Source organism: Streptococcus sp. GMD6S (genome assembly GCF_000297015.1).
On sequence record NZ_AJRH01000031.1, the window covers coordinates 1 to 17,913 of the forward strand.

A 17,913-nucleotide genomic window follows, 5' to 3' on the forward strand; every position below is an offset into this window, starting at 1 on the left:
AGTATAACAGAATTTGAAAGCCCTAGCAAGATATTTGACTGGAAAATATATTTATATAGTTTCTGATAACGATTTAATCTTTCTATACACGAAGAAAAACCTCCACATCAGGTGGAGGCCTTCAACTTTATCAATACAATTTCAAATCACGAGGATCGACTGGGAAGGTTGGGTTGTATGGGTTATGACGGAGTTTGAAGTGTTTGACATCCTCAATAGTCTGAGTTCCAGATAACTGCATGACTGTCTTCAATTCTGCATTCAAGTGCTCAAAGACTTGACGCACACCAACACTACCACCGAGAGCCAAACCATAGATCACAGGGCGACCAATAGCTACCAAATCTGCTCCTGAAGCCAAGGCTTTAAAGACGTGTTGACCGCGACGAACACCAGAGTCAAAGACAATTGGCACACGTTTATCAACTGCTTCTGCTACTTCTTGAAGTGAGTCAAAGGCAGCTGGCCCACCGTCGATTTGGCGGCCACCGTGGTTGGTTACCCAGATACCAGAAGCACCTGCGGCAAGAGAACGTTCAACGTCCTCACGGCATTGTGGCCCCTTGACATACACAGGAAGACCTGAGTATGTAGCGATAAATTCGACATCGCGTGGAGACAAGCGTTGTTTAGCTGACTTGTAAACAAAGTCCATTGATTTTCCAGCACCTTCTGGCAGGTATTCCTCAACAATTGGCATGCCAACTGGGAAGACAAAACCATTGCGCTTGTCGACCTCACGATTGCCCCCTACAGTTGCATCCGCCGTCAAGACAATTGCTTTGTAGCCTTCAGCCTTCACACGGTCCATGATATGGCAGTTAATCCCGTCATCCTTACTAAAGTAAAATTGGAACCAATGAGGTGTCCCTTGAAGAGCTTCCGTAATTTCTGGAAGGTCAACGGTAGAGTAGGAACTAGTTGTATAGAGAGAACCAAATTCATGCACACCACGCGCAGTAGCTACTTCCCCCTGTTCATTTGCCAATTTATGAGCCGCAACAGGCGCCATAATAATTGGTGAAGATAATTTTTCACCTGCAAATTCAATCTCTGTACTTGGATTTTCAACATCACAAAGCGTATGAGGAACAATAAGTTTGTGGTTAAAGGCACGGATGTTCTCGCGTAAAGTGAAAGTATCCTCTGCTCCACTAGCGATATAACCAAAGGCAGCTTTAGGAATGACTTGTTGCGCCATTGGCTCCAAATCATAAGTGTTAATAAAATCTACAGGTCCTTCTGCATTGCTTGTTTTATATGACATAAAGTGTCCTCCTTATTAAGTAAGCGTTTACTTTGTCTTACATTAACTATCTTACCTCTTTTTCAGAATCCTTTCAAAAATTTTGTCTGGAAATTTCAAACTGATTATCTGAATATGCCCCAAAAAAGAGAGGACTCTCATTCTACCATTATCCTATATTCTTCTTTACCTTTAGGAACCTTTGTTTTATTGCCCACATATAAAAATCAGGTAACCTTGTGACTACCTGATTTTCTATGTTTTAAGCATTTTGCCAATTTTCTTGGTCTTCTTTAAAGCGTTTTAGGAGGTCGAGTCCTTCTGGCGTAATGTAACCTTCTTCTTGGGCTAGGTGGATGAGTTCGCTGTAGTTAGAAAGTGTCACCAATTTCACATCAGCATCCGCAAAATTCTTATCGGCTTTTGGCAATTGATAACTGAAAATCGCTACAACTCCAAGCACATCTGCTCCTTCGCGTTTAGCAGCTGCTACGGCTTCAAGAACAGACCCTCCAGTTGAAATGAGGTCTTCAACAACAACCATCTTTTGCCCCTGAGCCACACGACCTTCGATTTGGTTACCAGCTCCGTGGTCTTTTGGTTTGCTACGGATGTAGGCAAAAGGCAAGTTCATCTTGTCAGCGATGATAGCTCCGTGTGGAATCCCTGCTGTCGCTGTTCCTGCAATCACTTCTACTTCTGGAAATTCTGCTTTAATAGCTTCCACAAAACCATTTTCAATCAAGCTACGAGTTTCTGGATAGGCAAGCGTCACACGGTTGTCCGTATAAATCGGCGATTTGATACCAGATGCCCAAGTGAAAGGCTCCTCTGGTTTGAGGTAAACGGCTTGAATTTTCAAGAAGTGGCTAGCGATATCTTTAGCAAGTGTCATAGTCTTCTCCTTTTGTTTTTATAATCTATTTCTTTAATTTTAGTCTTGGTTCCATTCATCCTTGATAGCATGATAAGCTGCAACAGGATCCTCAGCTTGGGTAATGGGACGTCCCACTACGATATAGTCACTACCGATTTGATAAGCATCCGCTGGCGTCATGACACGTTTTTGGTCTCCAACCGCAGCTCCCGCTGGACGGATTCCCGGTGTCAAACAGATAAAATCTGAATTGGTGGCCTGCTTGATGAGTTGCACTTCCTGAGCTGAGCAAACGACACCATCCAAGCCCGCTTCAGCTGTCTTCTTGGCATAGTGAATGACCGATTCTTGAAGACTGGTTTGGATATTTTGAAAGTCTCTCATTTGTTCTTCAGAAGTTGAAGTCAATTGAGTGACAGCAATCAATTTTGCTTCTTTTCCAAGACCTTCACGCGCAGCCTTCATCATCTCCACACCACCAGCAGCATGAACATTGGTCATGTCCACACCAAGCTGAGATAAGACCTTCATAGCAGATTTGACTGTATTGGGAATATCATGTAGCTTGAGGTCCAAAAAGACACTATGCCCTAGTGACTTCAAATAACGGACAACTTCTGGACCTTCCGCATAATAAAGCTCCATTCCCACTTTTAAATAAAGACTTTCTTCTGCTGGGAAAAGAGATAAAAATTCCTTGACCGCCTCAAAAATAGGAAAATCAAGAGCAATAACTGGACGATGTTCACACATACCTTTCTCCTTTTACCTTTACGAGCAAGAGAGTATGGTCAAAAATAAACCACGAAAAAAGGAACCTGCCAACAGCAAGGTTCCACGAAAAATGGGTAGTCTCCACCCTTTCACCGTCTAACCTTAGCTGCCTCTCTGGACTGCTTTAAAGGTTTTTTTCTATTCTATTATTTATAGTAGGACTTGTCAAGCAAAAACTCGAAACTAGACTTCTATACCATTCAAAACCAAGAGGAAAAGTTAGTCTAACGACTCTGTGATTGCTGGCTCGTTTGGCTTTGATTTCCTTGTTCTTCTTGTTTTTTCTTTTCTTCTTCCTGTTTTTTCTTCTCAGCTTCCTTAGCCTCTTGTTTGGCTTTTTCCTCAGCCTCTTCTATCAATTTATCCGCTATCGTATAGCTGTATACTCCAGCTTCCATATCGACTACACTCGGTTCAGACAATTGTGGCTTGATTTTGCTGTAATAAGGCAATTTCTTGCTCAATTCTGATAGGGGAACCAAAATCTCATCTGTATCCAGCATGGTAATTTTTAAAAGATCTGCTGTTGCCTTGCTCGGCGCTAATTCGATTTTCTGGATTTGACTCTTGATATCCTCACTGATGGTAGACAATCCTGTTATCAGCTTTTTCACCTGCTGCTCATCGTTAAAGGTAACTGTCAGATAAGTCTCAGGCAAGTTTAAGCGATCAACAGGAGTTGACTCTACTGTACCACTAGACAGAATAGGATAATGTTCTTCACCAGACACATAATAACCGACAATATCGAATTCCTTGACCTCAATCGTAAAGTTAGTCGGAAATTGATAGTTAATCTTCGCTGATTCTATCCAATGATTGGACTTGATTCGCTCAGCGTATGTTTCCTTATCCAACAATAGAGCTAAAGTATAGTCGCTATCTTGAATCCCAGAAGCCTGTTTGATGTCATCTGCCTGCGTGTTACTATTTCCCTTAACCTCGATATTTTTGATGGTCGAAAGTGGAGTCAATAGATAGACTGAAAGAAGAAGGACCAGGACACTGGGTACCAAGATACTCACAGCTCGCCAAATATGAACAGGCGCAATTTTAGGCTTGGCTGGTTTCTCTGGTTTTTTGGGTTTTTCTTTTTTCTTCTTCTCTTTTTCCTCTTTGACTTTAGGGGCATCCTTTTGAGATTTTTCTTCTTTTTCGGATGGTTCATTGCTTGGACTTGAGGCTTCCTCAACTGACTCACTCGATGATTTCTTGGATTCCTCCAGTAGTTTCGAGTTGGCTTCCTTACGAGCTTGTTTTTCCTTTTCCTTCTCTTCAGCTAGGGCAGCTTCTTCCTCAGCCTTCTTCTTCAGGTATTCCTGGTTTCGTTTCTGCCATTCAGACAATTCTTGCTTGGGGTTTGATTCTTTTTTCTTATCCTTTGACATTGATATTCCTTATGCTAGGTCTTTTCTTAGTAGATCGTAAAAATCTGCAAGAGATTTCAATTCAGTCGAAGCTTTCATGCTAGCTTGGTATTGGTCCTTGTGACTAAGCAAGTGACTGAGTTTCTCCTCCAAGCTTTCCAAGGTCAAGTCACTTTCTTGAAGTTCTTCTGCATAGCCTTTCTTAACAAAATAAGCTGCATTTTCAATCTGGTCTCCTCGACTTGCTTCACGACCCAATGGTACGATGAGATGGAGTTTCGCCATGGCCAAGAGCTCGAAAATCGTATTGGCACCGCCACGCGTCACCACCACATCTGCCATCTCCATCAAGGGTTGATAGAGATCCGTCACATAATCAACACGAAAGAGATTTTGACTCAACTCATTGAGGTTTGAATCTCCAGTGAGATTGATAATATTGTAGCGCTCTGTCAGTTCTTGCTTATGATCAGTCACCAATTGGTTAAAAACACGAGCTCCTGCAGAACCACCGACAAACAATACCGTTGGCAATTTAGGATCAAAGTGGGTTTGGATATCCACCAATTCATCTGGTTCAGGAGTGTTTTGATCTGAAACCTTGGTCACTGCCCCCACATGCTCGACTTTTGCGAGACCAGCAGCCTGCTCAAATGTCGAATACATCTTAGTCGCAAATTTATAGGCGATTTTATTGGCCAAGCCCATAGACAGGTCCGATTCGTGAATAAAGACAGGCACTCCTGACACTCGCGCTGCGATAACCGGCGGTACAGAGACAAATCCTCCCTTAGAAAAAAGAGCCTGTGGACGCAGTCGTAACATGATAAAGAGCGATTGAACAATTCCCCAACCAACTTTGAAGACATCCAGCATATTTTGCCAAGAGAAATAGCGACGCAACTTCCCAGTCGCAATAGAGTGGAAGGTCACATTCAGGCCTGACTTGAGGATTTCTTGGTGTTCGATTCCGTGTTTATCACCAATATAGTGAACTTCCCAGCCGTCTTCGATGAACTTGGGCATTAACAAAAGGTTGAGGGTGACATGTCCAACCGTCCCCCCACCTGTAAAGACAATTTTTTTCATATTATTCCTTTAACTCCGCTACTGTGTCGATAAAGAGGTCGCCACGTACTTCAAAGTTAGCATACATATCCCAGCTAGCATTGGCAGGACTGAGGAGAACCACATCTCCTTGAGTCGCAAGCTCATAAGCCTTGCGGGTCGCATCAGCAATATCTGTCGCATCTACATAAGTCACACCAGCCTTCTCTGCTGCCCGTTTGACACGTTCTGCAGACTGACCGAGGATGACCATCTTCTTGAGCCCAGTAATATCTGGAACCAATTCGTCAAACTCATTGCCACGGTCCAAACCACCTGCAATCAAGATAACCTTGCTGTTGTCAAATCCTGATAAGGCTTTTTGAGTAGCCAGGATATTGGTTGACTTGCTATCGTTATAGAATTTGACCCCCTTGATTTCATCCACAAACTGGAGACGGTGTTTGACACCACCAAAGGCTGAAAGAGTTTCCTTGATGATTTGGTTATCTACACCACGTAGCTTGGCTACTGCAATGGTCGCAAGGGCATTTTCCACATTGTGGCTACCTGGAACACCGATTTCACTCGCTGCCATGACCACTTCCCCACGGAAGTAGAGCAGACCGTTTTCTAGATAAGCCCCATCAACCTTTTCCTTTGTTGAAAATGGTACAACAGTAGCCTCTGTTTTTGTGGCCAAGTCTTTTGCCAAGTCTTGGTTAAAGTTCAAGACAAGAAAATCAGCTGCTGTCATCTTGTTCTGGATATTCCACTTGGCTGCCACATACTCCTCAAAAGAACCATGATAGTCTATATGAGTGGGCATGAGGTTGGTGATAACCGCAATCTCAGGATGGAATTCTTGTACACCCATCAGTTGGAAAGAAGAAAGCTCCATGACGAGCGTGTCCTTGGCTGTCGCAGTTTGAGCAACCTGACTAGCAGGATAGCCGATGTTCCCTGACAAGAGACCGCGTTGACCAGCAGCAGTTAAAACTTCCCCAATCATGGTCGTTGTGGTTGTTTTCCCATTTGAACCAGTGATACCGATAATTGGCGCATCTGAAATCAAATAAGCCAATTCTACCTCAGTCAAGACTGGAATCCCCTTTGCCAGCGCTTTTTCAATCATGGTATTGCTATAAGGAATCCCTGGATTTTTCACCATCAGAGCGAAATCCTCATCCAATAATTCCAAAGGATGCCCACCAGTGACAACCTTGATCCCGTCCTCTAACAGACTTTGCGCAGCAGGATTTTCCTCAAAAGGCTTGCCGTCATTTACTGTCACAATAGCACCTAGCTTGTCTAGCAAACGGGCCGCAGACTCACCAGACTTAGCTAAACCTAAAACAAGGACTTTCTTATTTTTAAATTGATCGATTACTTTCATGTCTCAAACTCCATTTCTACTCCTACTATTTTACCATTTTTATGAAAATAATACTAAACGAAAATGCTCTAGCCTTCATTCTAGCATAGAAAAAGAGAGCCATAGCTCTCTTTCTATTTATCTTCTTCTGCTCTTTTTTACAGACATGAGCGTAATGTCTCTCAAGCTAAAGTAAGCTAGGGCCAACATGGCGATTGTGACAAAGAATTCTGTCGGTAATTGGAAGATTTGCAAGATGGACAACATCAGCAAAATCAAGAGTGCAACAACTACAAAGACCAAGATAACGATGTTGACTGTTCCTTTGATACTTTGGGGTGTCGCAAATACATAGAGTAGTAATAAGAGTATCCCTATGATTAAATAGACCATCTTTATCTCTTTCTAGCTCTTATTCAGCTGATTTTTTCTTCTTGTTGGCTTTCTCACGCTCTGCCTTGTTAAGGATTTGTTTACGCAAACGGATAGACTCAGGCGTTACTTCCATGTACTCATCGTCATTCAAGAATTCAAGAGACTCTTCAAGGGTCAAGATACGAGGTGTCTTGATAACAGCTGTTTGATCCTTAGTAGCTGAACGAACGTTGGTCATTTGTTTGGCCTTAGTGATGTTAACTGTCAAGTCGTTTTCACGAGAGTTTTCGCCAATGATCATTCCTTCGTAAACCTCAGTACCTGGGTTGACAAAGATGGTTCCACGTTCTTCGATAGACATGATTGAGTAAGTTGTAGCCTTACCAGCATCAATAGAAACAAGGGCACCACGGTGACGTCCACCAATTTCTCCTGGAATCAATGGTAAGTATTGGTCGAAGGTATGGTTCATGATACCGTAACCACGAGTCATTGACAAGAACTCCGTTGAGTATCCGATCAAACCACGCGCTGGAACAAGGAAGACCAAACGAGTTTGACCATTACCAGTTGAAATCATATCCAACATTTCACCCTTACGTTCAGAAAGGCTTTGGATAACAGAACCTTGGTATTCTTCTGGAGTATCGATTTGAACACGTTCAAATGGCTCACATTTAACACCGTCGATTTCTTTTACGATAACTTCTGGACGAGATACTTGAAGTTCATAACCCTCACGACGCATAGTTTCGATAAGGATTGACAAGTGCAATTCTCCACGACCTGAGACAGTCCATTTATCTGGTGAGTCCGTTGGGTCAACTCGTAGGGAAACGTCTGTTTGCAATTCTGCTTGCAAGCGTTCTTCCACCTTACGAGAAGTCACCCATTTACCTTCTTTACCAGCAAATGGTGAGTTGTTGACCAAGAAGGTCATTTGAAGCGTTGGCTCATCGATGTGAAGGATTGGAAGAGGCTCAACTGCATCTGTCGGTGTAATCGTCTCACCAACAAAGATATCTTCCATACCTGAAACGGCAATCAAATCACCTGCTTTTGCTTCTTGGATTTCACGACGTTCCAAACCAAAGAAACCGAAGAGTTTTGTTACACGGAAGTTCTTCGTTGTACCATCTAGTTTAGAAAGGGTAACTTGGTCCCCAACTTTCACACTACCACGGAAAACACGACCGATACCGATACGTCCAACGAAATCATTATAGTCCAAAAGTGACACTTGGAATTGCAAAGGCTCATCTGAGTTATCTACTGGAGCTGGGATATGGTCGATAATCGTGTCAAAGATTGGTGCCATCGTAGCTTCTTGGTCAGCTGGATCATCTGACAATGAAGATGTCCCGTTGATAGCTGAAGCATACACCACTGGGAAGTCAAGCTGGTCGTCATCTGCACCAAGCTCGATGAAAAGTTCCAAGACTTCGTCCACTACTTCTGCTGGACGAGCTGATGGCTTATCGATTTTATTAACAACCACAATTGGAACTAGGTCTTGTTCCAAGGCTTTTTTCAATACGAAACGAGTCTGTGGCATGGTTCCTTCGTAGGCATCTACGACCAAAACGACACCGTCAACCATTTTCATGATTCGCTCAACTTCTCCACCGAAGTCCGCGTGTCCTGGTGTGTCCATGATGTTGATACGAGTTCCATTGTAAGCAACGGCTGTATTCTTAGCAAGGATGGTAATTCCACGCTCTTTTTCGATATCGTTTGAGTCCATAGCGCGCTCTGCCAATTCAGTACGTGCATCAAGCGTTTCTGATTGTTTCAATAATTCGTCAACGAGGGTTGTTTTCCCGTGGTCAACGTGGGCGATAATCGCAATGTTACGGATATCTTCTCTTAATTTTGTCATGATTTCCTCTAATATTTAAATTTTTATTTCTAACTGAACAATTATACCACAGTCTCATTCAAAAATCACAGTTCAGCTAAGTGTAAATGTTTTCACTCTGCTTTTCTAGTCAAGGCAACTCTTTTCAAAGTCAGAGACTTATGATAAGATAAGCTGGTATGCGTTTAGATAGATTATTAGCCCAAGAAAAGGTCAGTCGCAAGGCTATGAAACAGGCTCTATTAAAAAAAGAAATCCTAGTGGACGATTGTCCAGCCAGCTCCCTGGCTCAAAATATCGACACTGGGTTGCAGAAATTAGTCTTTCAAGGACGACAAATCCAAGGCTACGAGCACACCTACCTCCTGCTGCATAAGCCAAACGGAGTCGTTACAGCTAGCAAGGATAAGAAACTTCCAACCGTCATGGACCTCCTTCCACCTGACAGCCAGTCTGACCAGCTCTATGCTATCGGCAGACTAGACCGCGATACCACGGGACTGCTGCTTTTGACAGACAATGGACCTCTTGGCTTCCAACTCCTTCATCCCCAGTACCATGTCGATAAATCCTATCAAGTGGTAGTAAACGGACCGCTCACGTCAGACCATATCCAAAAGTTCAAGGATGGAATTGTCTTTTTAGATGGGACCACTTGTAAACCTGCTCAGCTAGAAATTCTAGACATAAGCCCAACAGAGAGCCATGCCTCTATTACCATCTCAGAAGGAAAATTTCATCAAGTTAAAAAAATGTTCCTCTCAGTTGGTGTCAAGGTGACTGCCCTAAAACGCGTCCAATTCGGTGACTTTACATTAGACCCAGAACTAGCAGAAGGGCAATACCGTCCCTTGAATCCAGAGGAATTGGAAATCATAAAAAACTATTTAGAGATGGGGCGATAAAACAAAAAAAGCTTTATGTTTAAAGCTTTTTGTTTTTTGCTTATCTAAAAAATACTGCGACGGCTAGAATCCAGTTAAGAACAGAAACTACAAGTCCTATGATATTCAGAATTTTTTCTGTTTGATAGTTTAGTCCAGATTCTTTTTGGTATGAAAAAGCCAAGACCAATCCTATGATCCCCAAAATCAGACCCACTATTGGAGAAAGCAAACCAAGGACGATAGATAAGATACCTAAAATAAGTGAAGGTTTTTTCTTTTGTTGTGAATTCATATTACAAAATCTCCTTAAATTTAATATAAATGATGATACCATAAAACGCAAGATTTATCTATCATTAAACAGTTTTTAACAGAATGTTAGCTCGTCTTGACCTTTCCAATCCAAGAATCCAATCCATAAGAAAGGATATAAATCTCAGAAAAACCTTGCTTTTTCAGATAGAGGGCTGCATTGGTCACTCGTTGTCCGCGTTGGTTTTCGTAGAGAAGGACAGGTTTATCCTTGCGAAGAGCTGCAAGGCTTGACTTCAACTGATTTGAAGGAATATTGCGAGCTCCGAGGATATGTTTTCTGTGAAATTCTGCTGCATCACGGACATCAATCAATTGCCCTTTCCGAATCAAGGCTTCAAACTCTGCATTGTCTACAATCTTAGCCGCACGACGAATACGAAGGTAGTTATACCCCATCCATGCCGCCATCGCTAGTACGATTCCCCACAAAATCCAAATTGTCATAAGTTCTTATCTCCATTTTTCTCTATGTAGTCTAATTCTATCTTGTGCTCTCTACGAAGAACAGCTTCTGCCTCTAGATAGTCTAGCTTGTCCATCAGACCTGCATCATAGATCCGAGAGAGTTCGAGCTTCATCAGTTCAATATCATACAAGCGCTTCCCCACATAGACAATAATGCCAAACTGTTTGAGAAATTGCTGCACATCATAGAATGTTTTCATAGCTTTCATTCTAACAGATTTTAGACTTTTTTTCAATACTGGACCGGCTCTTCCCCCTATTTTCTTCGTCTTCATTGCCCATTCTTCCGCAAGTATGGTACAATAAAAGCATGAGAATTCAACAATTACACTATATTATCAAAATCGTCGAAACTGGCTCTATGAATGAAGCAGCTAAGCAACTCTTTATCACCCAACCTAGTCTCTCCAATGCCGTTCGAGACTTGGAAAATGAAATGGGCATTGAAATCTTTATCCGCAATCCCAAGGGCATTACCTTAACCCGTGATGGGATGGAGTTTCTCTCCTATGCCCGTCAGGTCGTTGAGCAAACCCAGCTTCTGGAGGAACGCTATAAAAATCCTGTCGCCCACCGCGAACTCTTTAGCGTTTCGTCTCAACACTATGCCTTTGTGGTCAATGCCTTTGTATCCCTACTCAAGAAAAGTGATATGGAAAAATACGAGCTCTTCCTTCGTGAAACTCGGACTTGGGAGATTATCGACGATGTCAAGAACTTCCGTAGTGAGGTCGGTGTCCTCTTTTTGAATAGTTATAACCGTGATGTTTTAACGAAAATGCTGGATGACAACCACCTCTTGGCCCACCATCTTTTTACAGCCCAGCCCCATATCTTCGTCAGCAAGACCAATCCTCTGGCAAAGAAAGATAAGGTTAAACTAGAAGACTTGGAGAACTTCCCTTACCTCAGCTATGACCAAGGGACTCACAACTCCTTCTACTTCTCTGAAGAGATTCTCTCTCAGGAATACCACAAAAAATCTATCGTAGTCAGCGACCGTGCCACCCTCTTTAATCTCTTGATTGGTTTGGATGGTTACACGATTGCAACAGGGATTTTGAACAGCAACCTTAACGGAGACAATATCGTTTCCATTCCACTGGACATTGACGACCCGATTGAACTAGTCTATATCCAGCATGAAAAAACCAGCCTGTCTAAGATGGGCGAACGCTTTATCGAGTATCTACTAGAAGAAGTTCAATTCGATAATTGATAAAAAATAAAGATTAAAAGGGAAAGAGAAAAAGTTAGGAAATAGAAAGTGAAAAAGTTACTACTTGCCAGTGCTCTGATTCTGTCAATAGCAGGATCTATATTAGCTCCCGTCTCTGCAGAAGAAAACCAATCACAAACTCCTTCTGCTGTTAAAGAAAAGCAATCCAAAGATGATCAAAAAGATGCTATTGTTAAGGAGAATACAGAACCCGAAGTTCTTCCAAAAGTAGATGCGCAAGAAGCCAAACCCAAAAAAGAGGGCTGGTACCAAGAAAACTACCACTGGCGCTTCTACCAAGATGACCAACCTGCAGTGAACTGGAAAAAAATTCAAGGCAAATGGTACTACTTCGACCAAAATGGTGACCGTCTCCAGTCCACTATCTATAAAGGTTATGCCTTTGACCAAGAGGGTGCTATGGTGGAAAATAGCTGGACCAAATTGGAGAATCAATGGTATTACGCTGCTCCTTCTGGACGATTAACTCAAAATGCTTGGAAAAAAATCAATGGTGCTTGGTACTATTTTGACCAAACTGGAATCATGCTCAGCAATACAAGCATTGATGGCTATTTCTTAGGTCAAAGTGGAGCCATGGTATCTCAAGGTTGGCAAGAGGTCAATCACGTTTGGTACTACGTTCTGCCGTCAGGAAAAATCTCTCAAGACAAATGGGAGAAAATCAAGGGTACTTGGTACTATTTTGACAAAGAAGGAAGGATGTTGAGCGAAACAACCTTCAAGGGCTACCTCTTTAAGAAGAGTGGAGCTATGGCAGAAAACAACTGGGTCAAAATCAAGGATACTTGGTTCTATGCTAGCGATTCAGGCAGATACGTCCAAGACAAGTGGCAAAAAATCCAGGGCTCTTGGTACTCTTTTACTCATGATGGGGGAATGCTAGCAGATAAATGGCAAGGAAGCTACTACCTCAAGACCAGTGGGGCCATGGCTGAAAAAGAATGGATCTTCGACAAGACTTATAAGAGCTGGTTCTATCTAAAAGCGAATGGGCATTATGCAAATCAGGAGTGGATTGGAGCTTATTATCTCAAGTCTGGTGGCTATATGGCCAAAAACGAGTGGATCGATGATAGTCAAGACAAAGGGCGTTACTATTTGGATGAAAATGGTCGCTATGTTACAGGAATTCACAAGATTTCTGGAAAAGACCATCTCTTCCAAAAAGATGGGAAATGGATTTCTGAAGTTTCAACTGAGGGTGGATTTGTAAAAGGCCAATACAGTAACACCATCTTCCTCGATCCCGGACACGGTGGTCGAGATTCTGGCGCCTTTTACTACAATGTAGCTGAAAAAGATCTCAATATGCAAATCTACCGTAAACTTCGCACCAAGTTAGAAGAACTAGGCTACAAGGTTCTCACCTCACGTGATAGTGATATTGATGTAGATTTCATTACAGAACGTTCCCGTATGGTCAACAAAACCAACTCTGACATTTTTATCAGTATCCACTTCAATGCAACTGGAAACGCATATTCAAAAGCGAGCGGTATTCAAACCTACTCCTATAGCGATGAACCTGATTATCCAAGTAAGATTAATCAATACTGGCACAACCATCCTGATCGCATTAGTGAAAGTAAGCGCCTCGCTGCTGCTATCCACTCCTCTCTCTTAGCCGAAACAGGGGCTAAGGATGCTGGTCAGTTAGAAAGAAGTTTTGCCGTACTACGCGAAACAGCCAAACCAGCCGTCCTCCTTGAACTTGGTTATATGGATAATTTCACTGAAAGCCAACAAATCAGAGATAGTCGCTACCAAGATAAACTGGTCGCAGGCATCGTAAAAGGGATTCAAAAATATTACGCTGGTAAATAAAAATAAAGTCTCGAGGTTTCTCGAGACTTTTCTATTTGTCTTCTTTTTTATCTTTATCAGGAAAGAGGTAGCCAATTCCTACACAAGCTAACACACCGGCACCAATCACCAAACCACTTGAAATTGGCAAGAGATCAAAAATAGCATTTGCAATGATAAAGGCAATAATCAAGCACATCAGACTAGCCTTATAGTCTTTTTTCAAAAGATTTTCTAGAGTGAAATAGAGGAACAAGCCAACTGGAATCAGTGACCAGAGATTGACATCCAAACTTGGCCAGCCAACAGATCCAAAATACAATACTAGCGCTGCTGCTACTAAAAATACAAGTCCTAATAATTTTTTCATTTTTTTGTCTCCATTTTCTTTTTTGGTTCTTGAGTTGTCTGATACTGACCTCTCACGCCCTTACATGAATCATTATAGCAGAGGAATTTTTCAAGAACAAGACCTTTTGCCTATCTGGTCAATATCTCTGTCTATGTGGTTGAATAGTAGTGATAAAAGAAAAAAAGCCCTAATGGACTTCTTGATTTTGCCGATTGTAACAGTATTTTTGAACAAATACCATCTAGTTTTTCTTTTCCTTTGACTCTAGAGAAGATTTGATTGCTTCTCGATCTGCTTGTAGTTGAGCTAAGTTCTTTTCTGCTTCCTCAAGTTTACTGGTATCTGGTTTCACACGATAGTAAACATCTTCTGGTTTCATTAACATCGATCCATAATCTTGGCCCGAAAGTAGTCTTTCTTCAGCATGATTGCTTTTATCCGTAATCTTTCCATCATCAGCAGGTTGCATAACAACTCCACTTGGAACAGCAACTACTACAAATCCTCCAGCAACAGAATCTTTTACCCACGCACTGATAGAAGCTGTCTCAGGGTTACGACTATCTTGACCTTTTGATACCTTTAATCCAACTACAGATTCGTACTTTTGATCATTTGTAAACCAAGTCGCATCTACTTCTCCAGAATTCTTAATAATGTATTCATTACCAGATTGACTACGCCAAGTGCCTTCTAAACTAGACAAATCATTGTTCTTGATTGCTTCAATATCTAGTTTTGGAACGGTAGTTTCTTTCTTTAACTTGCTAACAAGTGCTTCTGCTTCAGTAATTTTGGTATCTAAAGCAGTCAGTTGATCCTTGAGTTTCTGAATTTCCTCTTGTTTATCCTTATCAGCCTCATCTGTTTTTCCTTGGCTTGTAGACGATTGACTTGTTGACTCTGTAGTTGAAACAGCAGACGATGCTTGATTTGACTCTTTCTTTCCAATCAAAGAATGCGAGAAAACACTTACTAGGATTATAGCAACCAAAATACCGAGGACTAACCCAATATAGATTTTAATGTTTCTAGTTCCTCTCGCAAACTTTTTAGTTGACTGCGCCTCTGCTAATTCTGATGCAGTCGGCTTGCGGCCATTGACCTCCTCAAATTGTTTTACCCATTCTTTCTTATTCATAATTTTCTCCTTTTTGATTTCTATTCAGCCAAGCTTACGAGACTTCATCCGTTATTATCCATGGATTTTTATAATTTTTAGAAAATCTATGCAAAAAATTCTAAAATGATTAACAGCCTATAGTCCTCTAAAACGGAACGAAAACAAGTACTTGTTAATATATATTATACCACAAAAATATAAATTTTAGTTTTTATTTATAAGCAGGAGACACAGACGTTAAACAGAACCCATCTCCATTAGAAAAAGCCTGTCCTGAGACAAGGCTTTTACATATATCTCTTTTAAATCTCCCATTTTCATAGAAATCTAAATAATATATTTATAAATCAATACTTTCACAAAACTATGTCATCACCTCACTATCTAATCTCAGTACATAAACCATTTTTTCTATAGCTTTTGTCTTAATCTTTATTTTTTCTCTTCATTCCAAGAAAAGCTCCTACTATAAACATGATTCCGGCAGTTAATAGTGTCTGGGCTCCGCTTGCTGTTCCGGTTTTTGGCAACTCATTAGGATTGTTAATAGTTGATTTACTATTGATGTTGGTATTTTTATTAGTTACGTTTCCTTGTTCATTTAGATAAACGTTCTTGTCAATTTCAAAGTTTTTATCATTTTCATCAGAAACAATGCTGTTGACATCATTAGTTGAATCAGATTGTGTTTTTTCTTTCTTTTTGGATACATCAAAAGTAGGTTTATTTTCCTCCTCCTTTTTCTCCTCTATTTTCTTGAATACAGGTTTTATAAAGGTATCTTTTGATAGATTAAGAACATAGCCGGCGTCTTTTTTCCCTTCGAAACCAGAAATTTCCCAACCATCAAATTGGTATCCTTTTTCTAATTCACCCTTATAGACAGGTAACATAAAATCTTCTTCCGACACTATCGTTGAACTCATTTCTTTTCCATTTTGAATGGTCACAGTTACCCTATGAGGTTTTAATTCACTTACCTCTCCCGTGTCTTTATTTAAAATGAATTCTTTTACGGTTGTATTTCTTGCAAAATCTTTTACAACAATCTTAATGTTTAGTGTCTTATCTGTTAGTTGTTTAATATCATCAAATGATTTATATTCTTTTCCATTTACATAAATATGTTGTTCTTGAATCTCACCATCGAATCCGTTATTTCTTTTATCATTGATGTTAAAGACTACAGATTTTCCGTTAGCATATTCGATACTAGTATTTCCCTTAGGATCAATGTTTACTTCTGGTTTGACATTATCATATAAAAATTGATAATGTACTCCAACCGCTTTCGCATTCAAATCGCTATAGCCAGTTTGAAGATAAACATTTCCATCCATATCTGTTACCTTATCTGGGAATCCGTTTGCTTTATAGTCTTTCATCCCCCAGTCCATGATGTCACCGTCTTTAACATTAAGCTTAATGTTAAAATCTCTAGTGTTATCAATGTGTAAATCTCCGTAGATTAAATAATTATCTACAACCGATTCATTAACTCTCAACTCCCAGTTAAAACCACCCTTATCAGAAATCTTACCTCTTAAATAAAATTCTGGATTTCGTACATAAATTTTATTAGTTTTAGATGGATTAAAGTAGTTCTTGTCCATTGAAAGATTTACTGGTTTTGCATCAATAAATAACGTAGAGCCATCTTCTTTTATAGCTTCTACATTGGACTTATCCTCTCCTGTGTACTCTTTACCATCCTTACCAAATAATACAAGTTTAGAAGGATCTGTCACAAGATTTCCATCGTTATCGATTGCCTCCCCTTTATCATTCATTTTAAATGTAAACACTTGATACCTTACAATGTTAAAGCCGTCCAAAGCCGACATTAATACTGATTGAGTACTTCTTCCATCTTCAACATTTCTACTATCAGCATAAATTGTTGTTTCTGATAAAACTCTTAGATTAGGATTGGCCTTTTGGATTTTTGCTATATCTTCCTTGTTATAGACTCCATTCCCTTCTAACATATCCGTTTTTCCAGGATTATAGGTAGTCACTTTTAGTGCATAGCCTTTTCTCAGAATGATGTTATCCTTTAATAGATATTGTTGTTTTTCTGAATCAGAATAGATTTTACCAGATTCCATGTCCGTTAAATTATTTGGTTTATTTTTTGAAAGATCTCCTTCTCCTAATTCTATTACATTCCCATAACTTGATGCATACGGATATTCTGCTTTAGTTTCCTTATTTTTTTCAGGCATTCTAATTTTAGTTTCAGCTTTTATCTGACCATCATCTTTGACAAAAAACCTCATATCTCCTGCAAAAGCTAATCCATCCACAATATCATTAATATTAGCGTATAAATCAAATGTCATCGTTTTTGAATGGGAATCATACTTGGTCGTTTTGATTTCTATCGATTTATAGTTATTTCCATAGTATACCTTGGCATTTTTAGAAACATTACTGATCTTTCCAAGAATTTCAAAGTGTCCATCTTTAGATGGGTTTAGAATGCCATAAATTTTTGATTTGATTTCATCAAGTTTTTCAGTTTCATATTCTAAGGCACTACCATCGTCATAAGCAATGATATTTCCCTTATCATCGTATTTATAATCGTATTCCTCTATTCTCTTACCAGTTTCACTTGTAAAGTCATCAACTTCTCTAAATTTCTTTTTAATGAGTTTCTTTAAATCTTTGCTTTCAAAGTCTCTAATTGTTGAAATTGTTTTATGAATAGTCAAGCTAGATTTTTCTTCGGTAGCCTCTTCATTTTCTTGATGATGTTCTACTTCAGTTGTATCTTTTTTAAGACTATCCTCTTTTCTATTTT

The 17,913-nt window shown here is 40.2% G+C and carries 17 protein-coding genes; 3 read left to right on the forward strand and 14 right to left on the reverse strand.

The window, feature by feature from the left end:
• Positions 1-130 precede the first annotated feature (130 nt).
• The 8 genes from lctO to typA form a co-directional block, all read right to left on the reverse strand.
• Positions 131-1,267, reverse strand: coding sequence for an L-lactate oxidase (gene lctO / locus GMD6S_RS06050; protein WP_000120735.1), 1,137 nt, complete (start codon positions 1,265-1,267; stop codon positions 131-133).
• Positions 1,268-1,508: 241 nt separating this feature from the next.
• Positions 1,509-2,141: an orotate phosphoribosyltransferase gene (pyrE, locus tag GMD6S_RS06055; RefSeq protein ID WP_000170884.1), complete on the reverse strand. Its 633-nt coding sequence runs from the start codon at positions 2,139-2,141 to the stop codon at positions 1,509-1,511.
• Positions 2,142-2,180: 39 nt separating this feature from the next.
• On the reverse strand, positions 2,181-2,876 hold the full coding sequence (pyrF, locus tag GMD6S_RS06060; protein ID WP_000333213.1) for an orotidine-5'-phosphate decarboxylase: 696 nt from the start codon (positions 2,874-2,876) through the stop codon (positions 2,181-2,183).
• Between the two features lie 245 nt (positions 2,877-3,121).
• Positions 3,122-4,285: a cell division protein FtsQ/DivIB gene (locus GMD6S_RS06065; RefSeq protein ID WP_000031117.1), complete on the reverse strand. Its 1,164-nt coding sequence runs from the start codon at positions 4,283-4,285 to the stop codon at positions 3,122-3,124.
• A gap of 9 nt (positions 4,286-4,294) precedes the next feature.
• A complete protein-coding gene (locus tag GMD6S_RS06070; protein WP_000724802.1) occupies positions 4,295-5,353 on the reverse strand; it encodes a UDP-N-acetylglucosamine--N-acetylmuramyl-(pentapeptide) pyrophosphoryl-undecaprenol N-acetylglucosamine transferase in 1,059 nt (352 codons plus the stop codon).
• Position 5,354: 1 nt separating this feature from the next.
• Positions 5,355-6,707: a UDP-N-acetylmuramoyl-L-alanine--D-glutamate ligase gene (gene murD / locus GMD6S_RS06075; RefSeq protein WP_000863067.1), complete on the reverse strand. Its 1,353-nt coding sequence runs from the start codon at positions 6,705-6,707 to the stop codon at positions 5,355-5,357.
• A gap of 117 nt (positions 6,708-6,824) precedes the next feature.
• Positions 6,825-7,079 (reverse strand): DUF3165 family protein, encoded by a 255-nt coding sequence (locus GMD6S_RS06080; RefSeq protein ID WP_000262666.1) that lies wholly within the window; start codon positions 7,077-7,079, stop codon positions 6,825-6,827.
• 19 nt (positions 7,080-7,098) lie between these two features.
• Positions 7,099-8,940, reverse strand: a complete 1,842-nt coding sequence (gene typA / locus GMD6S_RS06085) for a translational GTPase TypA (protein ID WP_000164104.1) — start codon at positions 8,938-8,940, stop codon at positions 7,099-7,101.
• A gap of 158 nt (positions 8,941-9,098) precedes the next feature.
• On the opposite strand from typA, the gene GMD6S_RS06090 reads away from it, so the two are divergent.
• Positions 9,099-9,824 carry a 16S rRNA pseudouridine(516) synthase gene (locus GMD6S_RS06090; protein WP_001235076.1) on the forward strand — a complete coding sequence of 242 codons (726 nt, stop codon included), beginning with the start codon at positions 9,099-9,101 and terminating at the stop codon, positions 9,822-9,824.
• 40 nt (positions 9,825-9,864) lie between these two features.
• Here GMD6S_RS06090 and GMD6S_RS06095 read toward each other — a convergent pair whose 3' ends face one another.
• From GMD6S_RS06095 to GMD6S_RS06105, 3 genes are all read right to left on the reverse strand, one after another.
• A complete protein-coding gene (locus GMD6S_RS06095) occupies positions 9,865-10,098 on the reverse strand; it encodes a hypothetical protein (protein WP_001088140.1) in 234 nt (77 codons plus the stop codon).
• A gap of 86 nt (positions 10,099-10,184) precedes the next feature.
• On the reverse strand, positions 10,185-10,565 hold the full coding sequence (locus GMD6S_RS06100) for a rhodanese-like domain-containing protein (protein WP_000158115.1): 381 nt from the start codon (positions 10,563-10,565) through the stop codon (positions 10,185-10,187).
• Positions 10,562-10,795, reverse strand: coding sequence for a YqgQ family protein (locus GMD6S_RS06105; RefSeq protein ID WP_002874361.1), 234 nt, complete (start codon positions 10,793-10,795; stop codon positions 10,562-10,564). The genes GMD6S_RS06100 and GMD6S_RS06105 overlap by 4 nt, the downstream gene beginning before the upstream one ends.
• Positions 10,796-10,896: 101 nt before the next feature.
• Between GMD6S_RS06105 and GMD6S_RS06110 the strand changes: the two genes are divergently transcribed.
• Both GMD6S_RS06110 and GMD6S_RS06115 read left to right on the forward strand, forming a co-directional pair.
• Positions 10,897-11,805, forward strand: coding sequence for a LysR family transcriptional regulator (locus GMD6S_RS06110; protein ID WP_001222590.1), 909 nt, complete (start codon positions 10,897-10,899; stop codon positions 11,803-11,805).
• 48 nt (positions 11,806-11,853) lie between these two features.
• On the forward strand, positions 11,854-13,653 hold the full coding sequence (locus GMD6S_RS06115) for an N-acetylmuramoyl-L-alanine amidase (protein WP_000734928.1): 1,800 nt from the start codon (positions 11,854-11,856) through the stop codon (positions 13,651-13,653).
• 31 nt (positions 13,654-13,684) lie between these two features.
• Here the strand turns inward: GMD6S_RS06115 and GMD6S_RS06120 are convergent, their stop codons facing one another.
• The 3 genes from GMD6S_RS06120 to GMD6S_RS06130 all read right to left on the reverse strand — a co-directional run.
• Positions 13,685-14,002, reverse strand: coding sequence for a hypothetical protein (locus GMD6S_RS06120; RefSeq protein WP_008289485.1), 318 nt, complete (start codon positions 14,000-14,002; stop codon positions 13,685-13,687).
• A gap of 223 nt (positions 14,003-14,225) precedes the next feature.
• Positions 14,226-15,125 carry a DUF6287 domain-containing protein gene (locus GMD6S_RS06125; RefSeq protein WP_001034439.1) on the reverse strand — a complete coding sequence of 300 codons (900 nt, stop codon included), beginning with the start codon at positions 15,123-15,125 and terminating at the stop codon, positions 14,226-14,228.
• A gap of 407 nt (positions 15,126-15,532) precedes the next feature.
• Positions 15,533-17,913, reverse strand: a 2,381-nt coding sequence (locus tag GMD6S_RS06130; RefSeq protein ID WP_000294764.1) for an LPXTG cell wall anchor domain-containing protein, incomplete at its 5' end; no start/stop codon positions are given.